Annotated in this window: 15 protein-coding genes; 14 read left to right on the top strand and 1 reads right to left on the bottom strand. The window is 44.4% G+C overall.

All coding sequences use genetic code 11. The features are described from left to right. Positions 1–119: 119 nt before the first annotated feature. From EP13_RS14730 to EP13_RS14665, 14 genes are all read left to right on the top strand, one after another. Positions 120–2,819, top strand: coding sequence for an exo-rhamnogalacturonan lyase family protein (locus EP13_RS14730; RefSeq protein WP_044057949.1), 2,700 nt, complete (start codon positions 120–122; stop codon positions 2,817–2,819). A gap of 212 nt (positions 2,820–3,031) precedes the next feature. Continuing rightward, positions 3,032–4,138: a beta-galactosidase BglB gene (bglB, locus tag EP13_RS14725; RefSeq protein ID WP_044057948.1), complete on the top strand. Its 1,107-nt coding sequence runs from the start codon at positions 3,032–3,034 to the stop codon at positions 4,136–4,138. Between the two features lie 32 nt (positions 4,139–4,170). Next, complete coding sequence (locus EP13_RS14720) at positions 4,171–5,718, top strand: MFS transporter (protein WP_044057947.1); 1,548 nt, start codon at positions 4,171–4,173, stop codon at positions 5,716–5,718. Further along, positions 5,699–7,045, top strand: coding sequence for an oligogalacturonate lyase family protein (locus EP13_RS14715; RefSeq protein ID WP_197035936.1), 1,347 nt, complete (start codon positions 5,699–5,701; stop codon positions 7,043–7,045). Before EP13_RS14720 ends, EP13_RS14715 begins: the two co-directional genes overlap by 20 nt. Positions 7,046–7,096: 51 nt before the next feature. After that, positions 7,097–7,858 carry a 2-dehydro-3-deoxy-D-gluconate 5-dehydrogenase KduD gene (gene kduD, locus EP13_RS14710; RefSeq protein WP_044057946.1) on the top strand — a complete coding sequence of 254 codons (762 nt, stop codon included), beginning with the start codon at positions 7,097–7,099 and terminating at the stop codon, positions 7,856–7,858. Positions 7,859–7,912: 54 nt separating this feature from the next. Further along, entirely contained in the window at positions 7,913–8,686 is a 774-nt protein-coding gene (locus EP13_RS14705; RefSeq protein WP_052364435.1) for an IclR family transcriptional regulator, read from the top strand. Between the two features lie 51 nt (positions 8,687–8,737). Next, the gene (locus tag EP13_RS14700; protein WP_044057945.1) at positions 8,738–9,679 is read left to right on the top strand and encodes a sugar kinase; all 942 of its coding nucleotides are present in this window, start codon (positions 8,738–8,740) and stop codon (positions 9,677–9,679) included. 44 nt (positions 9,680–9,723) lie between these two features. Next, complete coding sequence (locus tag EP13_RS14695) at positions 9,724–11,112, top strand: FGGY-family carbohydrate kinase (protein ID WP_044057944.1); 1,389 nt, start codon at positions 9,724–9,726, stop codon at positions 11,110–11,112. Positions 11,113–11,193: 81 nt separating this feature from the next. Then, on the top strand, positions 11,194–11,979 hold the full coding sequence (locus EP13_RS14690; RefSeq protein WP_044057943.1) for a DeoR/GlpR family DNA-binding transcription regulator: 786 nt from the start codon (positions 11,194–11,196) through the stop codon (positions 11,977–11,979). 303 nt (positions 11,980–12,282) lie between these two features. Beyond that, complete coding sequence (locus tag EP13_RS14685; RefSeq protein WP_044057942.1) at positions 12,283–14,475, top strand: bifunctional rhamnulose-1-phosphate aldolase/short-chain dehydrogenase; 2,193 nt, start codon at positions 12,283–12,285, stop codon at positions 14,473–14,475. Between the two features lie 10 nt (positions 14,476–14,485). Beyond that, positions 14,486–15,781 (top strand): L-rhamnose catabolism isomerase, encoded by a 1,296-nt coding sequence (rhaI, locus tag EP13_RS14680; protein ID WP_044057941.1) that lies wholly within the window; start codon positions 14,486–14,488, stop codon positions 15,779–15,781. Positions 15,782–15,916: 135 nt separating this feature from the next. Continuing rightward, positions 15,917–17,062, top strand: coding sequence for an alpha-hydroxy acid oxidase (locus EP13_RS14675; protein WP_044057940.1), 1,146 nt, complete (start codon positions 15,917–15,919; stop codon positions 17,060–17,062). A 66-nt stretch (positions 17,063–17,128) separates the two neighbouring features. Further along, positions 17,129–19,003 carry a rhamnogalacturonan lyase gene (locus EP13_RS14670; RefSeq protein ID WP_044057939.1) on the top strand — a complete coding sequence of 625 codons (1,875 nt, stop codon included), beginning with the start codon at positions 17,129–17,131 and terminating at the stop codon, positions 19,001–19,003. Positions 19,004–19,174: 171 nt separating this feature from the next. Further along, on the top strand, positions 19,175–19,813 hold the full coding sequence (locus EP13_RS14665; protein ID WP_044057938.1) for an RpiB/LacA/LacB family sugar-phosphate isomerase: 639 nt from the start codon (positions 19,175–19,177) through the stop codon (positions 19,811–19,813). A gap of 348 nt (positions 19,814–20,161) precedes the next feature. Here the strand turns inward: EP13_RS14665 and EP13_RS14660 are convergent, their stop codons facing one another. Beyond that, positions 20,162–23,080: a TonB-dependent receptor gene (locus tag EP13_RS14660; protein ID WP_044057937.1), complete on the bottom strand. Its 2,919-nt coding sequence runs from the start codon at positions 23,078–23,080 to the stop codon at positions 20,162–20,164. Positions 23,081–23,343 lie beyond the last annotated feature (263 nt).

The following is a 23,343-nucleotide window of genomic DNA, read 5'->3' as shown; positions in this document are numbered from 1 at the left end:
GTTTAAATGTGCAATTATTAATAATCAAATTCAATCATAATTAGTTATTTTATTTCTTTTGTGATAAAAATTAAACAAAGATTAAAAAGTAATTAACATTAAGCGTTATCGGAGTCCACATGGATAGACGAGAATTTATTATCCGTTCTGGGGTGGCAGCATCTGTGCCATTTTCATTAACAGCGTGTTCAGCATCAACGAAGCCGGCTAGCGGTATGCCTCTTCAATCATCAAAAAAAATAGAGCGTATTAAAGGCGCTCTCAATTGGCTAGACGGTGATGAGCCCGGCGAACTAAAAGGGACGACTTTTGGTTATCCATGGAAACAGGGGACGTTGCGTAAAGGTGAGCCACTCTCGCTGGTTAATGAAAAGGGCGAGCAGATTCCTCTGCAAACATGGGTAACAGCATTTTGGCCTGATGGTTCTATAAAGTGGACGGCTCATGCTATACCCACATCAGCAGAAGTCGGTCGCGCGGCAAAGATCATAAAATCAGCTCCAAAGATTCCCAAAACACCAGTCAAGGTAAGTGAAAACGCCAATGCGGTGACACTTTCAACAGGCATAGCGCAGTTTGAAATTCCTAAACAGGGTACGCATATTGTTAGTAAGTTGATGCGTGGTAACAAGTTAGTTGGGCAAAACGCACATCTTGTCGGATTGGTGAAGTCCTCCCCTGATTTCGATGCTGTTACTACTCAGTTTTCTTCAAAAATACAAAGCGTTACGGTTGAGCAGACCGGACCTGTGCGTGCTGTCATTAAAGTTGAGGGGGTTCATGCTAGAGAAAATAGTAAACAATGGTTGCCCTTCACAATACGACTGTATGGGTACGCTGGCAGCGACGCGCTACACATAACTCACTCTTTTGTTTTTGACGGCGATGTAAACAATGACTTTATACAAGGCTTAGGTTTGCGTTTCTCGGTACTGCAAAACGATGCACTTTACGACAGGCATCTGCGTTTAGTAGGCGAAGAAGAAGGGCTATGGGCAGAAGCGGTAAAGGGTATTACGGGTCTTAGGCGAGACCCCGGTCAAGCGGTAAAAGATGCCCAGATCGCGGGACGCAAAACACCTCCTTTAAGTGAATGGGATGAGCGTGTAAGTAGTCGCTTGCAATACATCCCAGTTTGGAACGATGTTACATTAACGCAAATAGGTGCTAACGGCTTTGAAATCAAAAAGAGAACCAAAGCCGGTCACGGTTGGATTGGTGTAGATCAAGGGAAGCGTTCAAGTGGGGTAGGTTACCTGGGCGGTTGTAGTGGTGGTATTGCTTTTGGCATGCGTGACTTCTGGCAATTGCACCCCGTGCAAATCGATATACGCGATGCAGGAGAAGCGATTTCTCACGCCACAATATGGTTTTACTCCCCGGAAGCGCCAGCTATGGATGTTCGTTTTTACCACGACGGAATGGGTCAAGAAACCTATGAGGAGCAACTCGACGCCCTCAATATCATCTACGAAGATTACGAACCTGGGTTTGGCGATGCCTATGGTATTGCCCGCACTACCGAGTTCACTTTGTCCGTTAAACAAAGCACACCTTCTCGAGATGAGATGATAAATATGACGGAGCAAGTACGTCATCCTGCAAGGCTCGTCGCAGCACCTAGCGATTACTTAGAAGCTAAAGTATTTGGCGGCGTGTGGAGCTTACCAGATCGTTCAACACCTGCACGCAAACAGATAGAGGATCGACTAGCATGGCAGGTTCAGTACTATGCCGGACAAGTTGACCAGCGACATTGGTATGGATTCTGGAACTACGGAGATATCATGCATACCTATGATGTCGATCGTCATGTATGGCGATACGATATAGGGGGTTATGCGTGGGATAATTCAGAGCTTTCTCCCGACTTATGGCTGTGGTACTCATTTTTGCGCAGTGGGGATCCCACCAGCTTTCATTTAGCAGAGCGCATGACACGCCATAATCGAGATGTTGATATTTATCACGCAGGTAGGTTTAAGGGATTGGGTACTCGTCACAATGTGCAACATTGGGGTTGTAGTGCAAAGCAAATGCGTATCAGTACTGCTGCATATCGTCGCTTTCATTATTACATTACGGGTGATGACCGCACCGGTGATGTACTTAACGAAGTGGCAAATGCCGATGCTGCACTAGCTGTAGTAAATCCAACCCGAAAGGTCGATAAAACAAATCCAATACCAGGCCTTGCAAAGATGGGGGTTGGCACCGATTGGGGATCTACAGCGGCTAATTGGTTAACGGCGTGGGAGCGAAGCGGTGATGAGCAGTATAAAAAGAAGCTCGTTAATGCTATGCGGGTTATTGGTTCCCACCCCCAAGGCTTCTTTGCTGGTGCATTTGGTTACAATACCCAGACCCAGCAACTCGTGCCCTATGAAGATACTGGGCCGTCTCTTTCACATTTAAGCTCTGTCTTCGGGTTGATAGAAATATCAACTGAGCTTCTGCAGTTGCTTGATGTCCCCGAATACAAACAAGCTTGGTTGAAGTATGGACGCCTATATAGTGCTCCCACAAGTGAACAAGTCGCGGTGCTCGGTAAGCGCATGAAGGGCAATAACCTCACCGTGGCACATTCTAGGCTTACTGCATTCGTGGCTGCTCAAGAGAATGACGCTAGCTTGGCAAAGCGCGCATGGCGTGAATTTATGAATAGCAATCCACTACGCAAAAATACGGGTACTGATTGTGTCACTGGGCCGCAAACGTTAAATGCGGTAGAGGAAGCTGCATGGCTCTCGACAAACGATGCATCTCAATGGGGCCTTGCTGCAATTCAAAACCTTGCACTTATTAAACACGCGCTATAACTCGCTAACGCTCATTCGTTTTTCCTACCATCAAAAACGCTCAATTCACGGGCGTTTTTTCTTATACGGATAAAAAAGTTTCATATGTGAACTGAATATGTGAATTATTCATGGTGTATCATGTTAAATTGATGTGAATTGATGTATTGTGATTGAAAGTGATTTTTACGGTGGTTGTTTTCAACCCGTATAGTTTAATTAGAGGAAAGTTTATGCCCGCTATCGTTAACGACATCGCCTATTCAACGGTACGTAAAAAGATTGATTTACTTATCGACAACCTTGTCAATATCACGGATGAAACCGGTGAGTTCTTGCTTAAGCTAGAAGACGGACGTGTTATTGATACTAAAGGGTGGGGAGACTGGGAGTGGACCCACGGCATTGGTTTATATGGCTTGTTAAAGTACTGGGATATGACGGGTGAAAGTAAGGCGCAAGCGATCATCGAAGATTGGTTTGCTGACCGATTTTCAGAAGGAACGCCGACGAAAAACGTCAACACAATGTCTCCGTTTCTTACCCTAGCTTACATGCAAGAGCGTACCGGAAATCGTAGCTATCTTCCTTACTTAGATGTGTGGGCAGAGTGGGTAATGCGTGACATGCCGCGCACCGAAGAAGATGGTTTACAACATATTGTGTTCAATGCCGAAAATCATCAGCATCTGTGGGACGATACCTTGATGATGAGTGTACTTCCGCTGGCTAAAATAGGTTTGTTACTAGACAGACCTCATTATGTTGAAGAAGCAAAGCGTCAGTTTATGTTGCACACCAAATACCTCACCGATCGCAAAACGGGTTTGTGGTTCCACGGGTGGACATTTGACGGCCGTCATAACTTTGCCGACGCCCGTTGGGCGAGAGGCAATTGTTGGGTCACTATAGCAATTCCTGAATTTATCGAGTTACTCGACTTACCCGAAACAGATAGTTTACGTCTTTTCTTAATTGAAACATTAGAAGCTCAAATTAAAGCCCTTGTTGAAACTCAACACGAAGATGGCTTATGGCACACCTTGCTCGATGATCCTGACTCTTACTTAGAAGCATCTGCAGCTGCTGGATTTGCTTACGGCATTTTGAAAGCGGTGAGAAAAGGTTATGTCGGAAAAGAATATCTCCCTTGTGCTGAAAAAGCGATTAACGCGGTGATTGAGCACATCGACGAAACCGGTGAGCTACAGCAAGTTTCCTTTGGCACGCCTGTATTCGATACGCTGCAAGGCTACAAAGATATTCCATTAACGTCTATGCCTTATGGGCAGTCGATGGCCATATTGGCACTTGTTGAATACATGAATAATTACATCTAATCAACAACCATACGGGAAAAGGGAATAGAACAATGACAAGACGAGAACTAAAGCCCGTCAATTATATTGCTTACGGTTTAAACGATATCCTCGGTGCGGGGTCGATGGCCGTTATCAGTGGTTGGATTTTATTTTTCTACACTACGTTTTGTGGTTTATCTGCGGTTGAAGCTGCTAGTATTTTTGCCATTGCACGTATACTAGATGCAGTTGCGAGCCCCCTTATCGGTCACATTTCAGATGGATTGGGCAATACTCGATTGGGACGTAGGTTTGGTCGCCGCCGAGTCTTCTTATTGTTCTCTATTCCTTTGCTTCCCAGCTTCGCGTTAATGTGGGTTAGCGGTCAACATTACTTGTACTACTTAGTGACGTACGTGTTTTTCGAATTGATTTACGCCGCTGTCATCATTCCTTATGAGACATTGGCAGCGGAAATGACGGATGACTACAAGAAAAAAGCGAAGCTTGCTGGCGCAAGAATCCTTACAGGGCAAATGTCCGCGATATTAGCGGGGATTCTGCCAAGTTGGATTGTGAGCTCAGTGGGAGGCAAAGAGTCAGCATCTACTTTTCTGATTATGGGAATTATCTTCGCCGCGTTGTTTATGGTGGTTGTCTTCATTGTATGGCTATTTACATGGGAGCGTGAACAAACTGGGGTGAGTGAAGATGCCTTAGCGCAAGAGCGTAAAGGCAGCGTGGCTGATACCTTCAAAGTCTTGTATACCAATCTCACTTCTACGCTGAAGATTCGAGCATTTCGTTTACATCTAGGTATGTATCTCGGTGGTTATATTAGCCAAGATGTATTTAATGCCGTGTTCACCTATTTTGTCGTATTCGCAATTGGCGGTACTGTCGTGATCGCATCTGAAATGATGGCAGTGACTTACATTGCGCAGCTCGCCGCCGTGGCAGTGGCTATCCCTTTAGTCATGAGGTTTGGTCCTGCGCCTACCTATCGCGTAGCTATCTCACTTTATATCGTCGCTATTGTCGCGTTGGTGCTTATGTACGTTATGAGTGGTGAATTCAACCTGCTGTGGTTAGCCGTCGGCGTCATTATTGCTGGTCTTGGCCGGGGAGCACTTAATTATATTCCTTGGAACACGTACAACTACATGGCGGATGTAGACCAAATCGTTACTGCACAGCGTCGTGAGGGAAGTTTTGCTGGTGTGATGACCTTTATCCGAAAAGCAACACAAGCACTTGCGGTCATGTCGGTGGGGATCATCCTGGAAATGGGGGGATTTATTTCAGGCGCAGACGCGCAAAGTGATCAAGCAATTTCCACTATCGTGATCATGCTAGCGGTTGGGCCCATTATCGTTTTATTGCTCGGCTTCTACGTATCTACGTTCTTTAAATTAAGTAAAGAGACCCATGAAGTCTTAATGGCTGAAATAGCGCACTTAAAAACAGGCGCTACTTCGCCAACGTCTGAACAAAACAAGCACATAGTAGAAGACCTTTCAGGCTTTAAATACGACGAGCTCTGGGGACGCAATAACGTAGGACGTTTTTCTCCTTCAGTTATCAAACCAGGAGTGAGAGATGCATTCAATGAAAAGTAATCACGCGTTTTCTTACCTTCTACTCACTTTGGCATTATTCGCCACCTCAAGTGTTGCCAATACCATCCCTAAGGAATGGATAGATGAGACGACGGGCCACCGTGTTGTTCGGTTGTCTGAAGAGCCAGGCTCCCGTTCCTTGTACTTCCATCAAAATGGGTACAGTGCCCAGGGGGATAAAATGGTTATCTCTGTAGATAACCCACGTGGTATCGCAACCGTAGATTTGAAGACCTTTGAGGTTCGTCGGCTATATGAACACCCCGATGTAGGCCTGTTATTTATGGGGCCCAAAAGTCGCAATGTATATGTTACTCAAATTGACGGCGCTGGCGACGGGAAGGTGGTAGCGAAAAACGAACTTCAACAACCTACTACAGTACTGGCTATCAATATTGATAGTGGTGAGGTACAGCATATTGCTACTGTACCTAGAGGGAAAATTCACTCAATAAATACAGACGAGACATTGCTTATTGGAGCTTTTGCAGAGCGCGCCTACCAATTAGAGTCGGGCCCAAGGCATGCAAGGTTTGAAGCACGCTATGAAGCCGTTGGAGAAGATGGTAAACCGCTAACGTTTGCAGAGGCTAAAGAGGTGAGGATTAACGAGCGATTAGAAGCAAGAATTCCCATGCAGATGTTTGTGGTAGATATTCAAACCGCGAAGCAAAGCACGATTTATGAAGCCACCGACTGGCTAAATCACATTCAGTTTTCTCCTACTGATCCGAACAAAATCATGTTTTGTCACGAAGGGCCGTGGCACAAAGTTGATCGTATATGGACCATGAATTTAGATGGTAGTGAGCGTAAAAAGATGCACACACGCACAATGAATATGGAAATAGCAGGGCATGAGTTTTTTGATGCCAGTGGAGAACGAATTTTTTATGACTTGCAAACACCACGAGGTGAAGTGTTTTGGCTGGCAAGTATCGATATAAAAACTAATGAGCGCGTGTGGCGTCACTTGCCGCGGGATTGGTGGTCTGTTCATTTTAATATTGCGCCCAACGGTACAATGTTCGCTGGCGATGGCGGAGACAATGAAATGGTGGCTCGTGCTAAAGACGGTAAGTGGATATACCTTTTTGAGTCAGAGCCCGTTCGTGATGTGGCAGGCATCAGTGCTCCCGATGCTGCAGCGTTAATTAAGCCTGCCGTACTAAAAGCAAAAAAGCTGGTGAATATGGAAAATCATGATTACAGGTTAGAGCCCAATGTTACCTTTACACCCGATAGTAAATGGGTGGTTTTTCGTTCCAATATGCATGGCCCAGTTCATGTTTACGCCGCAGAAGTCGCGCCAGCAAAGAAACATTAGGTCGGCAGACCTAGACAAAAATCGTAATTCAGTATTAGGGAAAACAGAATAATGGCTTTAAATTTTCAATTGAATGGCAAAACTGCCCTTGTTACAGGGGCAAGCAGAGGCATTGGACAGGCACTTGCCCTAGGGTTAGCACAATCTGGAGCTACCGTTGTTTGTGCGAGTAGCCGAGCGAGTGGTTGTGATGACACCGTAGAAAAAATAAAAGCATTGGGTAAAGATGCATATGCTTTGAGTGCAGATTTGAGTGACGCTGCGGCGACAGAATCACTTGCCAAAGAGGCATTAGCGATAACAGGGTGTATCGACATTTTAGTCAATAATGGCGGCACGATTTATCGCGCGCCAGCAACTGAGTTTCCGCTAGAGCAATGGAAAAATGTAATGCAAGTTAATATCGATTCCGCCTTTATTTTATCGCAGGTTATTGGTAAATCCATGATTGCTCGTAAATGCGGAAAAATCATTAATATTGCATCAATGCTAAGTTATAGCGGCGGCATCACTGTCCCCGCTTATACCGCGAGTAAGCATGCTATCGCGGGTCTGACAAAGGCATTGGCGAATGAATGGGGGCAGCACAACGTTCAAGTAAATGCGATCGCACCAGGCTATATTCGCACCGATAACACTCAAGCTCTACAAGATGATAATGAGCGCAGCAGTGAAATATTAAAACGCATTCCTGCAAATCGATGGGGAGAGGCCGAAGATTTGCAAGGTGCTGCTGTGTTTTTAGCGAGCGATGCTAGTGCCTACGTTAATGGCCACATTCTCGCCGTTGATGGCGGCTTCTTGGCGCGTTAGTAACGAAGAGAATGAGGTGTTGAATGCCTCATGCAATGAAAGAGTATCATCATCATGACGACAGAGCGCTACACAATACCCAGCGTTGTTCATGCCTGTGAAATATTGCGGTTAATGGCAACCAAAGAGCAAGGATTGAGCATGCAGGCCTTAGAAGAGGCATTATCTCTTCCAAGGACTACAGTGTTCCGTTTACTCAAAACCCTGCTCGCAGAAAACCTGCTCGAGAAACGGGGCAAGCTCTATTTTAGTGGTGCTAGCCTTTTACAATTGGGGTTGCAGGTCATTCATTCAGACAGGCTACAGCACTTTGCTATTCCTCATATACAACGTCTAGCACTAAAGACAGGGTACACAGCGCATCTTGCTGTACCTAACCATGGTAAGGCGCTGATTGTTGAAGTGTTTGACAGCCCGAGCCCATTGATGGTGTCTAAGCGCCCTGGCGGTGAAGCGCAACTTCATTGTTCAGCCACAGGCAAAGTTTTTCTCGCGTTTTTATATGCAGACAATGTGGATCTGCTCATGGAAGAGCACCCGATGGAAAAGCACACTGACCTTACGATTACTGATATCGAAATGCTTAAAAAAGAGCTATCGCGAGTGAGCGCAATGGGGTATGCCATTGATGAAAGAGAGTACAACAAGGACGTACGCTGTGTTGCTGTTCCCGTTAGAGATAGCATGGGCACCGTCGTCGCCGCGCTTGGCATTACCGCACCTGCTGCCATTTTTCCAAAGGAAAACATTACACAGGTATCAGACATGGTAAAGGAAGCTGCCCGAGGTATTTATAGAGACACTTATCAATTAGGTAGGACAAAGTAAGTACCGAGCGCAATCTACGGAAAATAGCAGTCATTTTATAAGAGCAGAACTATGCATAACAGTGTTTTTATTGGTGAGGTGATGGTGGAATTGCCTATGACGCAGAGCGATGCCGTTACCTTAAATGTTGCAGGTGATACCTTCAATAGTGCCATTTATTTTAAACGAGTGCTTGAAGACAGTCAGGTAAGTTACTTGACCGCGATTGGCACTGATAGCTTTAGTCAGCGTATTACTCGATTTGCAGAAAATGAAGGTGTTGATACCTCCCTGATGCTGGCTCATCGTCATCGCTTGCCAGGACTTTATGCGGTTGAAACAGATTCGCGAGGTGAACGTCGCTTTCACTATTGGCGAGAAAGCTCTGCCGCCAAAGATCTAATGAACTTAGTCATTAATCACAAGGTTTCCTTGCGAAACGTTGATTTGATCTATTTTTCTGGTATTACCATGGCCGTACTCTCTGCTACGCAGCGGCAAATGTTTTTAGACTTCCTCATTGAGAATAAGCGCCAAGGCACAACCATTGCCTTTGATCCGAATTACCGCCCAATCTTGTGGGAAGGGATTGAGCAAGCAGCCGATTGGACACGCCAAGCCTATGCACTTAGCGATATAGTCTTTCCAGGGGTGGAAGATCATGCCGCGCTATATGGCCATTCCTCGTCGCAACAAATTGTGGCATATCTTTCACCTATGTCACCGAAAGAAATAGTGTTAAAAGATGGTGCTAACCCAGTACGGGTAATTACACAGTACGAAGATACCTTGGTGCCTGTTACACAAGTAAGTCATGTGGTGGATACTACATCTGCCGGAGATGGGTTTACGGCAGGGTATTTAGCCTGCCGAGCAAAGCAAATGTCAGTGAAAGAGGCGGTTGAATTTGCTGCTCAATTAGCTGGCACCATCATTCGTCACCCAGGCGCCATTATTCCCCGCCATGTTATGCCATGTAGTCTTGCCACTACCTCTTCCACGACTTGCATCTGACAATCTACATTAACGGAACCAGACCCCTAAGGAAGTATAAATTCATGAGAAAAGCCGTTCTGGATATAGGTAAAACACATATTAAGTTATTGTTTCTTTCGGACAATACTGAATTAGCCAGTTTTAGTTGTAAAAATTCGCCGATTACCGGTATGTACAGCCAGTGTGATGTTACTGCTATTTGGTCTTGGCTTACAGAAACGTTTCGCTCATGCAATTTAACGTCTTCAGTAGAGGCATTAATCATAACTACCCATGGCGCAGCGGCAGCACTCATAAACGACGCCAATTTATCCGAACCAACCGGTTTGGTACTTCCTATCTTAGATTATGAAGATGAAAAGGTAGAAAGCTGCGAATCTGATTATTGCGACATCAGGCCAAGTTTTAGTGAGACTTTTTCTCCTTCGTTACCAGCGGGCCTTAACCTCGGTAAACAGCTTTTTTGGCTTCAAAAAAACTACCCCGAGAAATTTTCTTCGGCCACAGCGATTCTAATGTATCCGCAATATTGGGCTTGGCGTTTATGTGGAGAGAAAGCGACTGAACTGACCTCTTTAGGGTGTCACACCGATTTATGGATGCCAGTATTAAAACAGTATTCTCGTTTAGTCACGCAGCAAAACTGGCAGCATCTATTTCCCCCAGTAAAAAACGCTTGGGATTGTTTGGGGACAGTAAGAGCCGCTGTCTGTAAAGAAACGGGTTTATCACTTTCCTGTAAGGTTTTTACGGGTGTACATGACAGTAATGCCAGCTTACTAAGGTACTTAAAACTAAATAAAAACAAGGCTTTCTCTGTAATATCCTCAGGCACGTGGACAATATTGATGCAAGTGAATGGCCGCCTCGATAGTTTAGCTGATCATAAAGATACCTTGTCGAACGTTGATGTTTATGGGAACCCAGTGGCGTGTGCCCGTTTTATGGGGGGACGCGAGTACGAACGAATCTGTACTGCTCTTGGAGGCAACATTGTTATGTCGCCAAGCACGCAAGACATTCAAATAGCAATAGACAATGACTGGATGGTTACCCCTGACTATAGTCACGGGAACGGGCCTTTTGGAGGCAAAACGCCGCGACAGCATTGCCCAGATAAGCCTCTCTCTCCACAAGCCATTGCCACCTTATATTGTGCATTGATGATAGACCGTCGGTTAGACGATTTAAATGCTCAGGGAGATATATACATTGAGGGGGCATTCCTAAAAAATAAACGCTTATGCGAACTGTTAGCACAATTACGCCCCCGTCAAATTGTCTGGTTGTCTGCCGATGATACTGGAACAGTATTGGGTGCATCTGCATTAACAGAGTTTGAACAATACGATGGCAACAACGTAGCAGTAGAACATTGTGCTCCGTCTCACTTTGATAAGATCGAAAAATACAAAGCTCAGTGGTTAGCTCGCATAAATCAATCAAATTAGTGCGTTTTCAATTGTATATGATTGATGTTGAGTGTAACTGTGGCTATATTAATGAAAATGACCTAACGACAAGGGTAATCTATGCTCGAAAAACAGCGCCACCAATTGATTCTCGATATTCTCGATGAAGCGACTTTCATCAGTGTACGAGATCTTTGCATGCAACTGAATGCGTCAGAGGCCACTATTCGTCGTGATCTTAATAAACTGGCGGCGCAGAATAAGCTAGAGAAAATTCGTGGTGGTGCGCAGGTTATTGAAAGCCGTGCTGTATCAAATATTCGATTGTCAGGAAGTGCTTTCCTTGTAGATAAGGAAAAGAATACTAACACCAAGCGTATGATCGCAAAAGCGGCTACCGAAATGTGTGAAGATGGTGATTCGATCATTATTAATGGCGGTAGCTCAACCTTCATGATGTCTGAATTTCTCGTGGATAGACGCATGAATGTATTAACAAATTCCTTTGTTCTTGCTCATGAGTTACTGGAAAACAGTCAGAACCAAGTCACGCTACCTGGTGGTGAGGTATACCGCAAACAAAGCATCATACTAAGCTCCTTCGAAAACGACACTACACAGAACTATCGGGGTAGTAAAATGTTTATGGGCTCTCCGGGGGTGAGTGAGTTTGGGGTGGTAGAGGGCGACCCTCTGCTTATATTGGCTGAGCAAAAGCTCCGAAAACGTGCTGAGAAGCTCATAGTTCTCGCAGATAGCTCCAAAATTGGTGTAAAAGGCAATCTCATTTTTTGTGGTATCGAAGAGGTCGACACCGTTATTACTGATAGTAATGCAGACTCCGCTACCTTACAGAAGCTAAAAGACAAAGGCGTGAATGTGATCGTTGTTCAGGCTTGTGACTAGTCTTAATGTTGTCAGCCTGTTGTCACCGAATCAGAAGTGTTTAACAAGCTGACGCCCCATCTTCTAATTTTTCATACCGCTTACCTTCTCAAAACCCCTTCACTCTAGTAGGGGCTACACTATCTCTTTCTCTTACAATGTCTGCTCTTGTGTGATTTTTCTGTGTTTCAAATGTAACATTTATGTTTATTTGTGATTGAAAATGATTGACATAGATTGTTGTGGATGTATATTGAGCGTTAGTGAAGGATGTCTTATCCACTTTTTCAAAATTCGTAATTTACATTCACAGGACGCGCTTAAATGCCTTATAAGCCAGAAGACTACAAATTCGTTAAGTATTTATGGGAAGACGACGTTGCAGACAAACTTGATCCCATAGAAAACCTTGTTTATCGCTCAAATAAACTGGGCGAAGATCAACGTATTACTAATACGGGTGGTGGGAACACCTCGGCTAAACTTATGGGGAAAGATCCACTGACTGGAGAAGAAGTTGAAGTCCTCTGGGTCAAAGGCTCAGGAGGCGACTTAAGAACGTCTAAGAAAGAAAACTTTTCGTCGTTATATCAAGACAAACTCAATGCACTAGACAGTAACTATCAATCATTTGTCGATAAAGGCTATAAGTCGGCGGGTGAGGATCGCATGGTGGGTATGTTTAAGCACTGTAACTTCTGCCTAAACCCCCGAGCTTCATCAATTGATACCCCGTTGCACTCAATGATTAGTGAAAAACATGTGGACCATTTGCACCCAAACGCAGTTATTTCTGTCGCATCGTGTAAAGATCAAGAAGCATTAACCGAGGTTATTTGGGGAGGTAAATTAGCTTACGTACCCTGGATGAGACCCGGGTGGGAGGCCGCTAAGTTATGCGAAGATACCTATGCCGAAAACCCAGATATATGGGGTATTCTTCTAGGTCAGCATGGTCACACCAATTGGTCCAATGAAAGTAAAAGCTGTTACGAAACTTCACTTTGGGTGATTGAAACAGCGGCGCGCTATATTGAAGAACACGATAAAGGTGAAATGACATTTGGCGGTCAAAAGTATTCATCATTAGATGGTTACAGCAGTAAAGCGTTGCTAACTAAGTTTTTACCTATAGCGCGTGGCATGTTGTCTAACAAAGTGAAGTTTATTGGCACAGTACAAAACGACGAGGCCACCTTGCGTTTTGTCAACAGTGTGGATGCTCCTCGCTTAGCAGAGCTAGGCACATCGTGTCCTGATCATTTTCTACGGACAAAAATTAAACCACTCTATATTGATTTTAATCCCGAGCAGGATGATGTCGATACATTGATTGTTAAATTTGAACAAGGGCTTGAGAAGTATCGCGAAGATTACACTGCTTACTACAATGAATGTAAGCGAGATGACTCTCCGGCCATGCGCGACCCAAGTCCCACCGTTATACTTATTCCTGGGGTAGGCATGGTTGCGTGGGGGAAAAATAAGAGTGAGTCACGGGTAACGGCAGAGTTTTACAATTGTGCTATCGAAGTGATGCGCGGTGCCGAGGCCATTTCAGAGTATACTGCTTTACCAGCGCAAGAAGCATTTGATATTGAATATTGGGCGTTAGAAGAAGCTAAACTTCAACGGATGCCAGCGGAAAAAACCTTGGCAAGAGATGTGGTAGTGGTTATTGGTGCCGGTGATGGTATAGGAAAAGCCACGGCACACCGTGTTGCCAGGGAGGGAGCCCATGTAGTGTGCGCTGACCTGAATTTAGATAACGCCAAAGCGACCGCTAAAGAGCTTACCGATATTTATGGCCAAGGTATTGGCGTTGCCGGGAGTGGCATATCAGCCTGTGGCCCTGCTATCGCATTGGCTGTCGATATTACACGTCGAGAAACGGTTGAAGCCATGCTGGCTGACGTTGTTATAGCCTACGGTGGTATAGACAAAGTTATTGTTACCGCTGGTGTGTTCATTGCTGAGGGCAGCGACTTAGCGAAAAATGACAAGGTGTTCGAGCTTAGTTTCGGGGTCAATGTTAAAGGTGGCTATATTGTTGCTTCGGAAGCTCAAAAAATATGGGAAAATCAGGGTCTTAAAGGTGCTATGGTATTAACTACCAGTGTCAATGCCGCAGTGTCAAAAAAAGGTTCGCTTGCCTACGACACCAGTAAAGCCGCAGCCAATCACTTAATGCGAGAACTCGCAGTCACCTTATCTCCATTGATCAACGTAAATGCGCTAGCACCGGCGACTGTGGTACAAGGCAGTAATATGTTCCCTCGCGACCGCGTTATTTCATCTTTGTCAAAGTACGACATTGCATTTGCGGATAGCGAAAGCACTGAGTCATTGAGAAATAAACTGGCTCAGTTTTATGCTCAGCGAACCTTAACAAAACAACCCATTACACCTGAAGACCAAGCTGAGGCGGCATACTTACTGGTTTCGGGACAGTTGAGTAAAACTACAGGTCAAGTTATTAGTGTGGACGGCGGTTTACACGAAGCATTTCTGCGTTAGGAGCGACTTCATGTTAAGAAGAATAGATAAAGTATTACTAGAACAAGAAAACAACTTGTTGAAAAACGACTTGGACGCAGACTATGCGGCGTTGGGAGAGAAGCTGGCGCGTAGTGATGTGGATATAGAATTACTTACCCAGGCAGCCGGTAAGTTTCAAATCGCAGTGCCTTCGTGGGGAACCGGGACGGGGGGTACTAGATTTGCGCGCTTCCCAGGGGAGGGCGAACCTCGTAACATTTGGGAAAAACTCGAAGATTGTGCGGTAATAAACGAACTTTCTGGGTGTACTGACAGTGTTTCTCCGCATTTTCCTTGGGATAAAGTGTCAGACTTTAGCGAGCTGAAAGAAAAAGCAGATGCTTACGGCATAAAGTGGGTATCAGTTAACTCGAATACTTTTCAAGACCAAACTGGCCAAACTGCATCCTATAAATATGGAAGTTTGAGTAATACTCAAAAAGCCTCTCGAGAACTCGCTATTGCCCACAATTTAGACTGTATTGAATATGGGCAAAAGCTAGGTGCAAAAAGCCTGACGGTGTGGGTGGGTGATGGCTCAAACCACCCGGGGCAGCAACACTTTCAACGCGCATTTGAGCGTTATTTAGCCAGCATGGAAGAAATCTATAAAGGCTTGCCTGATGATTGGGAAATGCATATTGAACACAAAATGTTTGAGCCAGCGTTCTACTCAACCATTATTCAAGATTGGGGTTCAAATATTCTAGCCGCAATGCAGCTAGGGCCTAAGTGCAAATCGCTGGTGGATTTAGGTCATCATGCGCCCAATACCAATATAGAAATGATTGTTTCCCGACTTATTCAGTTTAAAAAGCTGGGCGGTTTTCACTTTAACGACAGCAAATATGGTGATGATGATCTAGACAGTGGTTCGCTACATCCATACCAGCAGTTCTTAATATTCAATGAGCTTGTCGATGCTGAATATCGCCAGCAAGAAGCGTTTGGTCCGGCTTATATGTTAGATCAGTCGCACAATGTTACCGATCCCGCTGAAAGCTTGATTAACTCGGCAATTGAAGTACAGCGCTCGTATGTGAAGGCTCTCATTGTCGACCGTGAAAAGCTCTACGGCTATCAAGATGAAAACGATGCATTGATGGCATCTCTTGAACTAAAAAATGCCTTTAATTTAGATGTGTCTCCTATTTTAGCAATGGCTCGATTGCGAAAAGGGGCGGCAATAGATCCACTGGCGGTTTATCGTAAATCTAACTACCGGGAGAATATGGCAAAAGAACGCCCACGAGATCCGAATGCAACGGGCTCTGGAATCGTGTAACAAGGGTCTTTTACTTATATATGCACTGTTGGTGGCGAGTAGTGTTATCAGCGTAGGTGTGTTTTATCGTTAATTTTCAGCCCGTTTAAGCGGGCTGCTTTCGTCTTATTCCTGATTATTGAGGACGGAGTTCTTATGAAGTTGAGTCATTGCCACAACTTTCACGATTTCAGAAAGCTGGCACAAAACAAGTTACCGGGCCCTATATTTAATTACATTGATGGGGGCGCAGACGATGAAACCACGTTAAAACGTAACTCCAGTGCTTTCAATGAATGTGACTTGGTGCCAAATGTACTCACCGGCGTAAAAGACGTTGATTTGAGTGTAACGGTAATGGGGCAGAAGCTGCAATTACCCGTCTATCTTTCACCCACAGCACTTCAACGGCTTTTTCATCATCAGGGGGAAAGGGCGGTTGCGTCGGTAGCAGAAAAGTACGGCACCATGTTTGGGGTATCTTCATTAGGTACTGTGAGTATGGAGGAAATAGCGAAGCAGTTTAATACACCACAAGTTTATCAATTTTACTTTCACAAAGATCGTGGCTTAAACCAAGCAATGATGGAGCGGGCTAAAGCATCGGGCATTGAAGTAATGATGTTGACCGTTGACTCCATAACTGGGGGCAATCGAGAGCGCGACCTACGTACTGGGTTTTCAATTCCGTTTAAATTGAATGCTGCTGGTCTTTGGCAATTTGTCTCAAAGCCCGCTTGGGGCATCAATTATGTCACGCATGAAAAGTTTTCTCTGCCTCAATTGGATGCACACATCAATATGGGAGGCGGAACAAGTTCGATAGGCGACTATTTTACCAACATGTTAGACCCATCAATGAATTGGAACGATGTAGCTGAGATGGTTAAGTTTTGGGGTGGTCAATTTTGTCTTAAAGGAATTATGAGTGTAGAGGATGCCAAGCGTGCTGTTGATATAGGCTGTACGGGCATTGTTATTTCTAATCACGGTGGTAGGCAACTTGATGGTTCAAGAAGTTCGTTTGACCAACTCGCTGAGATAGTGGATGCGGTAGGCGAGCACATCGACGTGATTTTTGATAGTGGTATCCAAAGGGGGACGCATGTGTTGAAAGCTTTAGCCCTTGGCGCAAAGGCCGTCGGTCTTGGCCGGTATTATCTTTATGCTCTGGCGGCTGCTGGGGAAAAAGGGGTAGAGCGTGCTATGGCGTTAATGGTGGCTGAAATTGAGCGAGACATGCGACTGATGGGATGTAGCAGTATTGACCAGTTAAATCGCGATCATATTCGCTTCCGTTAATTCCAAACGTTTCTTCACACAGTGAATTTAACCGTAGTACGCTAAAATAGTCGAACAGGAATAAAGATGAAAAAAAAGGTGTTGTTTCGTATCGCAGTGGCAGTGGTGATTTTAAATTTTGTTGTGTTTGGATGCCGCTACCAAATGATGAAGGATACATCAACATCAAAATGGCGCACACCTGCTGTTTCAGCAGGTTCAATGGCGCAAGGTCTAGTGGCAATTGCTACCCCAAATAGCGTTATACTTAGTTGGCGAGCCGAATCTGAAGCGGCCACTCAAGGGCATTATAATCTCTTTCGCAACCACGAAAAAATAGCAACGCTTGAATTTAACGCACCGACGTTTTTTGTTGATAAGCAAGGCAAGCCTACAGATAGCTATTATGTTCTTCTATCCACCGACGAAGGCATACGGCCGTCTCCATCTATGGGAGCAGGAACCTTACCCTGGAAGGAGCTTTATTTAGACATACCATTAGACAAGCCTGAAGATGCCGAAGTGAATAACGAAGTGTATAGCTATAGTGCTAACGACCTTTCTGTGGCCGACTTAACCGGAGACGGCAGTTACGAGATACTGGTTAAATGGTACCCCAGCAATGCAAAAGATAATTCTCAAGCAGGGTTTACAGGTAAAACATATATAGATGCATACACCATGACGGGCGAAAAGTTATGGCGTATTGATCTTGGTACGAATATTCGCTCGGGCGCACATTATACGCAGTTTATTGCTTACGATTTTGACAATAATGGTAGAGCCGAAGTGGCGATGAAGACCGCTGATGGAACGGTAGATGGCCGAGGAAATGTGATAGGAGATGCTACGCGCGATTATCGAAATAGTAAGGGGTATGTATTGGATGGCGCTGAGTATTTGACGGTTTTTGACGGTCTAACGGGTGAAGCGCTGGATACAGTTAATTATATTCCTGAGCGAGGAAAGGTGAGTGCTTGGGGGGACGCCTATGGTAATCGCGTAGATCGTTTTTTAGCGGGTGTTGCCTATCTCGACGGTGCAACCCCCAGTATGATTTTTACGAGAGGGTATTACACCCGTGCAGTGATTGCCGCGTTTCATTGGACAGGCACAAGCATTTCTATGCAATGGCTATTTGACTCCTCTAAAGACTCCCAGAGCGCGCTTGGTGCAGGGCAAGGCGCTCATAGTTTGAGCGTTGGCGATGTAGACGGGGACGGAAATGATGAAATTATATTTGGTGGCGCGACAATAGATAACGACGGTCAACTGCTGTATAGCACGGCGCTCGGACACGGTGACGCGTTACATCTCGCGGATGTCATTGTTGAACGACCTGGCCTAGAAGTATTTATGGTGCATGAAACGCCAAGCGCTTATACAAAAAGAGGTGCGCAACACGCAATTGAACTTCATGATGCCGGAACAGGAGAGATCATTTGGTCCCACCCAGGAGACAATACTGACGTAGGGCGAGGTGTTACTGCGGACATAGATCCAAGGTTTGCAGGAATGGAAAGCTGGGCATCAAAAGGCGGCCTTATTGCTGCAAACGGTGAAGTCATAACGTCTGCCAAACCTGATTCAGTGAATTTTGCGATATGGTGGGACGGTGACCTTACGCGTGAGCTATTAGATGATACTCGCATCTCTAAGTGGGATTACGAAAAAGAGAAAACCGTGACCCTAATGGACGGGAGCGAATATGACATAGCCTCCAACAACGGTACAAAAGCCACTCCCGGATTGGTCGCAGATATACTCGGAGATTGGCGCGAAGAGGTGATATGGCGGACTAAAGACAGCAGGTCACTAAGGTTATTTTCTACCACTTTACCTACCCAATATAAGCGTTCAAGCTTTATGGCCAACAGACAATATAGAACGGCTATCGCGTGGCAAAATGTTGGTTACAATCAGCCGCCACAGCCTAGTTTTTCGCTTTCACCTTCTCAGTAGTATTGATTTCCGTTATTTAGAACGCCACTGAAAACCGCCGAAAACTATAGTGAAATTTCACATTTGAAACTTAGTTGTTTTAGTTGGTGCTACAGCGTGAGTGCTATTTCACTATCGTGATAAGGTAACGCAAATCTTACGTGTTAATCTCAGTTTAAGTTAGGAGTATTCATGAAAATAGCGTTGATGATGGAAAACAGCCAAGCGGCTAAAAACCCTATTATTCTTAATGAACTTACGTCCGTAGCAGATGCTCTCGGGCATGATGTTTTCAACGTAGGCATGAACAGTGAAGCTGATCATCACCTTACGTACGTTCACTTAGGTATCATGGGGGCTATATTGCTTAATGCGAAAGCCGTGGACTTTGTTATATCTGGATGTGGTACGGGGCAAGGGGCAATGATGTCTTTAAATGCCCATCCTGGCGTGTTCTGTGGATACTGTATTGACCCATCAGATGCGTTTTTGTTTAACCAAGTCAATAATGGTAACGCGCTAGCGCTACCTTTCGCTAAAGGCTTTGGTTGGGGAGCGGAGCTAAATGCACGCTATATTTTTGAAAAAGCGCTTACCGGGGAACGCGGTGCGGGCTACCCAGTTGAGCGTAAAGAACCACAAGTTAGAAATGCCGGTATTCTAGCAGAATTAAAAAGCGCGCTAGCGCCTGAAAGCTATGTGGATTCTCTTAAGAAGATGGATCAAGAATTGGTGAAAGCTGCCGTTTCAGGCGAGCGTTTTCAACAGTGCTTATTTAATCACGGTCAGGATGACTCTATTAAAGACTACGTTAAATCATTGTTGGCATAACACCGTATTTACTACAGTTCCTTCAGTAAACCACTCATGCTTAGCCCCAATGGGCTGAGCATTGTTATCAAATCTATTCATCTTATAGTCAACACTCTTTAGCTCGCAGCCATCAAACTGAGGGCATTGCGGGAGGAAAATTGGCAGCTCACAAGCAAGGTTAGTTGGCGTTTATCCGCATCCTATTTGGTAATAGAGCAATAAAGTAGCGCGCAGCGAGACGTTACCGTGTTGAGGGTATACGTGAAAGAATGTATGTCATTCTAGGTGCTTTAAACCTGTTTAGGGGGCTTATTTAACCATGAAAAAAAGGGAGCATGTCGCCCCCTTCTCATTATACTATTTCACTTACATCTTATAGGTAAAGCCTAGAGAGAACTCTCTACCAGAGTAGCGTATGTCACTTATACGGCCGGGTCCATTCACATATATATTGCCTTCTTTCAGTAAATTACGAACATCAAAGTGGAACTTGAAGTCTTTAAAGAACCCGTCCTGGGGACGATAAACTATTTTGGCATCAAGGAAGCCTGCATCGTCTACATAAACTGGGTTTCCGCCTCGGTCTGTTGGTGCTAACAGATAGCTATCTCTATAGTTATAGGCGAACTTCACGCTCATCTGAGGCGTTTCATAGAACCACGTTAGGTTGTAACTGTTTTTCGACTGAGAAGGGAAATCAAGCTCTTCTCCCGTAAGCTGATTAAACAGACCAACATCTTCAGATGTCATATATGTGTAGTTGGCGTTTACACCCATATTGTTGAATGGTGCAGGGAGCATAGAGAAGAAGGTGGAGCCTGCAACTTCAAATCCCTGTGTTGATACACCGCTGCCATTTACTTTTTGTCTGACATCATAGAGGTTGCCGTCGCCGAAAAAGTCTTGGTCGTAGGTTTCAATAGCATTTAATATCCAGCTGTCCATTTTCTTAGCGAAATATGCTCCAGAAAGCATTGAATCTTCATTTGGATACCAATTAAGCGCTACGTCCATCTGATTTGCTACGTATGGTTTCAGGCGAGGGTTACCGGCCGAGCACGTATTCGGTCGACCCTCTTGGGCAGAAAGCGTATCTAAGCGTAATGTACAACTGGCCGAAATGTTTAAATCTTTCGCTTTAGGGTGAGCCATCACTTTCGCTGCACCAAAGTAAAGAATAAGTTCATCAGGTATTAACCCAAAATTTAAGTTAATGCTGGGTAATACTTCACTATAGTCATTTGATAGCGTAGCTTGATCATTGAACGCTTCTGGGTGATCAGGGTCAATCATATTGCCTTGCTCTGCATCCCCTTCCACTACATCGACTTGAACTTGAACAATAGCGTTACCAGTAGTATCAACTTGCGTACGAACGTAACGTACACCTGCATTACCCCAGTAAGGAACATCGCCTATTTCGGAAATGAAGTCCGCTTGAAAATAAATCGCTTGAGCGTCCATCTCAACTTCATAGAAAGAGGCTTGGGCAAACTGTTTTTCGGCGTCAGAAATATTGTCCGCATGATAGTTCATGAAACCATTGTAGAAGTCGAGAGGATCAAGTGCTAACCAGCTATCGATAACCGGTACACCAGGGTCATAGTTACCAAAGTAGTTGTCGATGGTATAAGAATTATTGTTGATGAGACCGGCTTGGTCATCTAATGACCATTCATTGCCACCGTATTCATTTCCTGCAATACGAGTAATACGACGGTCTAATTGCTCATGATCTTGATATTCAGAGCTTATGCGTACACCTGCTCGAAACTTTTCAAAGAAACCTTCTGACATGTAATAGGTATAATCAAGTTTTGCTGATAGTTGATCATTTTCTTGAGCAATTGGCTTGTCATATACTCGAGAATAGAACCAATATGAATCGGCACTGTTGGCATCGAAGCCTTGTGTTGCATCTGCACGGTTGTTGCCCGTGTTTAAATCGTAAATGGGGGCACCATTATCGGCGAATTCAACTAAAACATTTTCAACTCGATTGGCATTCACGCGAGATTCAATCTGATAAATGCTCTGCGTTTGTTTGGTATAACCAAGTACACCCTCTAGGGCAAAAACACCATTATTAAAATCGAACCCAGCATCATAAATTTCTGTTTTTAGGTTCCAATCGTTATAGATGCTTCTATTTACTACAGTGGCATCTCTTGTAAGAAATGAAGATGCATTATGGTTTTCACCCACAGTAAAACTGTCTTCATATAAATGGCTTTCGCTTGGCACTTCAAGTTGAAGGTTAGAATCGACTTGTACGAAGTCTCGCTCAGTATAAGTTACGCCGAAGTGGGTAGATAAATCTTCACTTAATCGATACTGGAACATAGCATTCGCGCTAATTCTATCTTCATCCCTAGACCACACGCTGTTACGTGGAATACGGGCTCTAAAGTCGTACCACTGTTCTTCACACGCAGAGTCAGGGCAATTAGCTACATCATTGATATCGGCATAGCTTTCATCGACAAAGGTCTTTTCAGCGGAGCCATCATAGTCGGCTTGCCTTACCCACTCTGTGTTTCTTAATGCATGAAAAGCGGTTGCTCTATCGCCCATGGTAACATTGAGCATTGCTCCAATATCTTTATCAAATTTGTATACACCGGTGAAATTGTATTTTTGATTATGGATTTCAGTTAAATCGTTGTACTGGTTTTCAGCACTAACTTGTAAGAAATTTTCTTTAAAATCGTTAGGCTTACGAGTAATAACTTTAATGGTTCCACCAATACCACCTTCTGTTAATCGGGCTTCAGAACCTTTGATAACATCCAATGCCTTGACCAACTCCGAGGACATACTGGCAAAATCGACTGAGCGACCTGAGCTTGCAAAGGGATCTGAGGCCCCAATAGCTTGAACGCCATTTATCTCTACATTCACTAACTGTGGTTCAACACCACGAATACTGACTGCAGTCCCTTCACCAAACTCACGCCCTAATTGAACACCTGTTACACGCTGTAGAGCTTCGCCGATGTTTTTATCCGGAAATTCACTGATGTCTTCAGCAACAATAGAATCGGTTGCTGTGCCTGCTTCCTTTTTTCTATCGATAGCGCTTCTTAAACTTGAACGCATGCCATAGACTTCGATGATTTCGGTAACTTCCTCTTTAGCTTTCTTTTCTTCTTCTGTCATCTCTTCCTGAGCGAATACGGGGGCAGAGGCAAAGCAAGCACCTGTAAGCAAAATAGTAGAAATGCTACTAGCAATTAATTTACGCGTAGTAAGTAATGATCCAATCGTGTGTGTGACGTTTTTCATTGTGACCTCGTTTTTTATTCAAAAACTGGCTTCAACCCATTTGTAATCAAAAAGTGGCATCGACCAACTTTAGTAAACATATTATTAATATTTTGTTTACATATTTGCATGCTAGTGACTAAACAGGGGTCTAGTCAATACAATTTCCATCAAAAGTGGTCATTTTTATTCATGAGTAATCATAAAATTTCATATTTGGACTAATTACTTCCTAAGGTTTTTAATTTCATCAGAAATTTTGATGTGCGCTTTCTTGCCAGTGA

Source organism: Alteromonas australica, from assembly GCF_000730385.1.
Classification (GTDB): Bacteria; Pseudomonadota; Gammaproteobacteria; order Enterobacterales; family Alteromonadaceae; genus Alteromonas; species Alteromonas australica.
Note: the sequence above shows the minus strand (reverse complement) of the source record. Positions and strands in the feature narration are given on the sequence as shown.

Bases quoted from the DNA above. Each gene is read 5' to 3' on its own strand.
- EP13_RS14730 (WP_044057949.1), top strand. From the start codon at position 120: ATGGATAGACGAGAATTTATTATCCGTTCTGGGGTGGCAGCATCTGTG.
- bglB (WP_044057948.1), top strand. From the start codon at position 3,032: ATGCCCGCTATCGTTAACGACATCGCCTATTCAACGGTACGTAAAAAG.
- EP13_RS14720 (WP_044057947.1), top strand. From the start codon at position 4,171: ATGACAAGACGAGAACTAAAGCCCGTCAATTATATTGCTTACGGTTTA.
- EP13_RS14715 (WP_197035936.1), top strand. From the start codon at position 5,699: ATGCATTCAATGAAAAGTAATCACGCGTTTTCTTACCTTCTACTCACT.
- kduD (WP_044057946.1), top strand. From the start codon at position 7,097: ATGGCTTTAAATTTTCAATTGAATGGCAAAACTGCCCTTGTTACAGGG.
- EP13_RS14705 (WP_052364435.1), top strand. From the start codon at position 7,913: ATGACGACAGAGCGCTACACAATACCCAGCGTTGTTCATGCCTGTGAA.
- EP13_RS14700 (WP_044057945.1), top strand. From the start codon at position 8,738: ATGCATAACAGTGTTTTTATTGGTGAGGTGATGGTGGAATTGCCTATG.
- EP13_RS14695 (WP_044057944.1), top strand. From the start codon at position 9,724: ATGAGAAAAGCCGTTCTGGATATAGGTAAAACACATATTAAGTTATTG.
- EP13_RS14690 (WP_044057943.1), top strand. From the start codon at position 11,194: ATGCTCGAAAAACAGCGCCACCAATTGATTCTCGATATTCTCGATGAA.
- EP13_RS14685 (WP_044057942.1), top strand. From the start codon at position 12,283: ATGCCTTATAAGCCAGAAGACTACAAATTCGTTAAGTATTTATGGGAA.
- rhaI (WP_044057941.1), top strand. From the start codon at position 14,486: ATGTTAAGAAGAATAGATAAAGTATTACTAGAACAAGAAAACAACTTG.
- EP13_RS14675 (WP_044057940.1), top strand. From the start codon at position 15,917: ATGAAGTTGAGTCATTGCCACAACTTTCACGATTTCAGAAAGCTGGCA.
- EP13_RS14670 (WP_044057939.1), top strand. From the start codon at position 17,129: ATGAAAAAAAAGGTGTTGTTTCGTATCGCAGTGGCAGTGGTGATTTTA.
- EP13_RS14665 (WP_044057938.1), top strand. From the start codon at position 19,175: ATGAAAATAGCGTTGATGATGGAAAACAGCCAAGCGGCTAAAAACCCT.
- EP13_RS14660 (WP_044057937.1), bottom strand. From the start codon at position 23,080: ATGAAAAACGTCACACACACGATTGGATCATTACTTACTACGCGTAAA.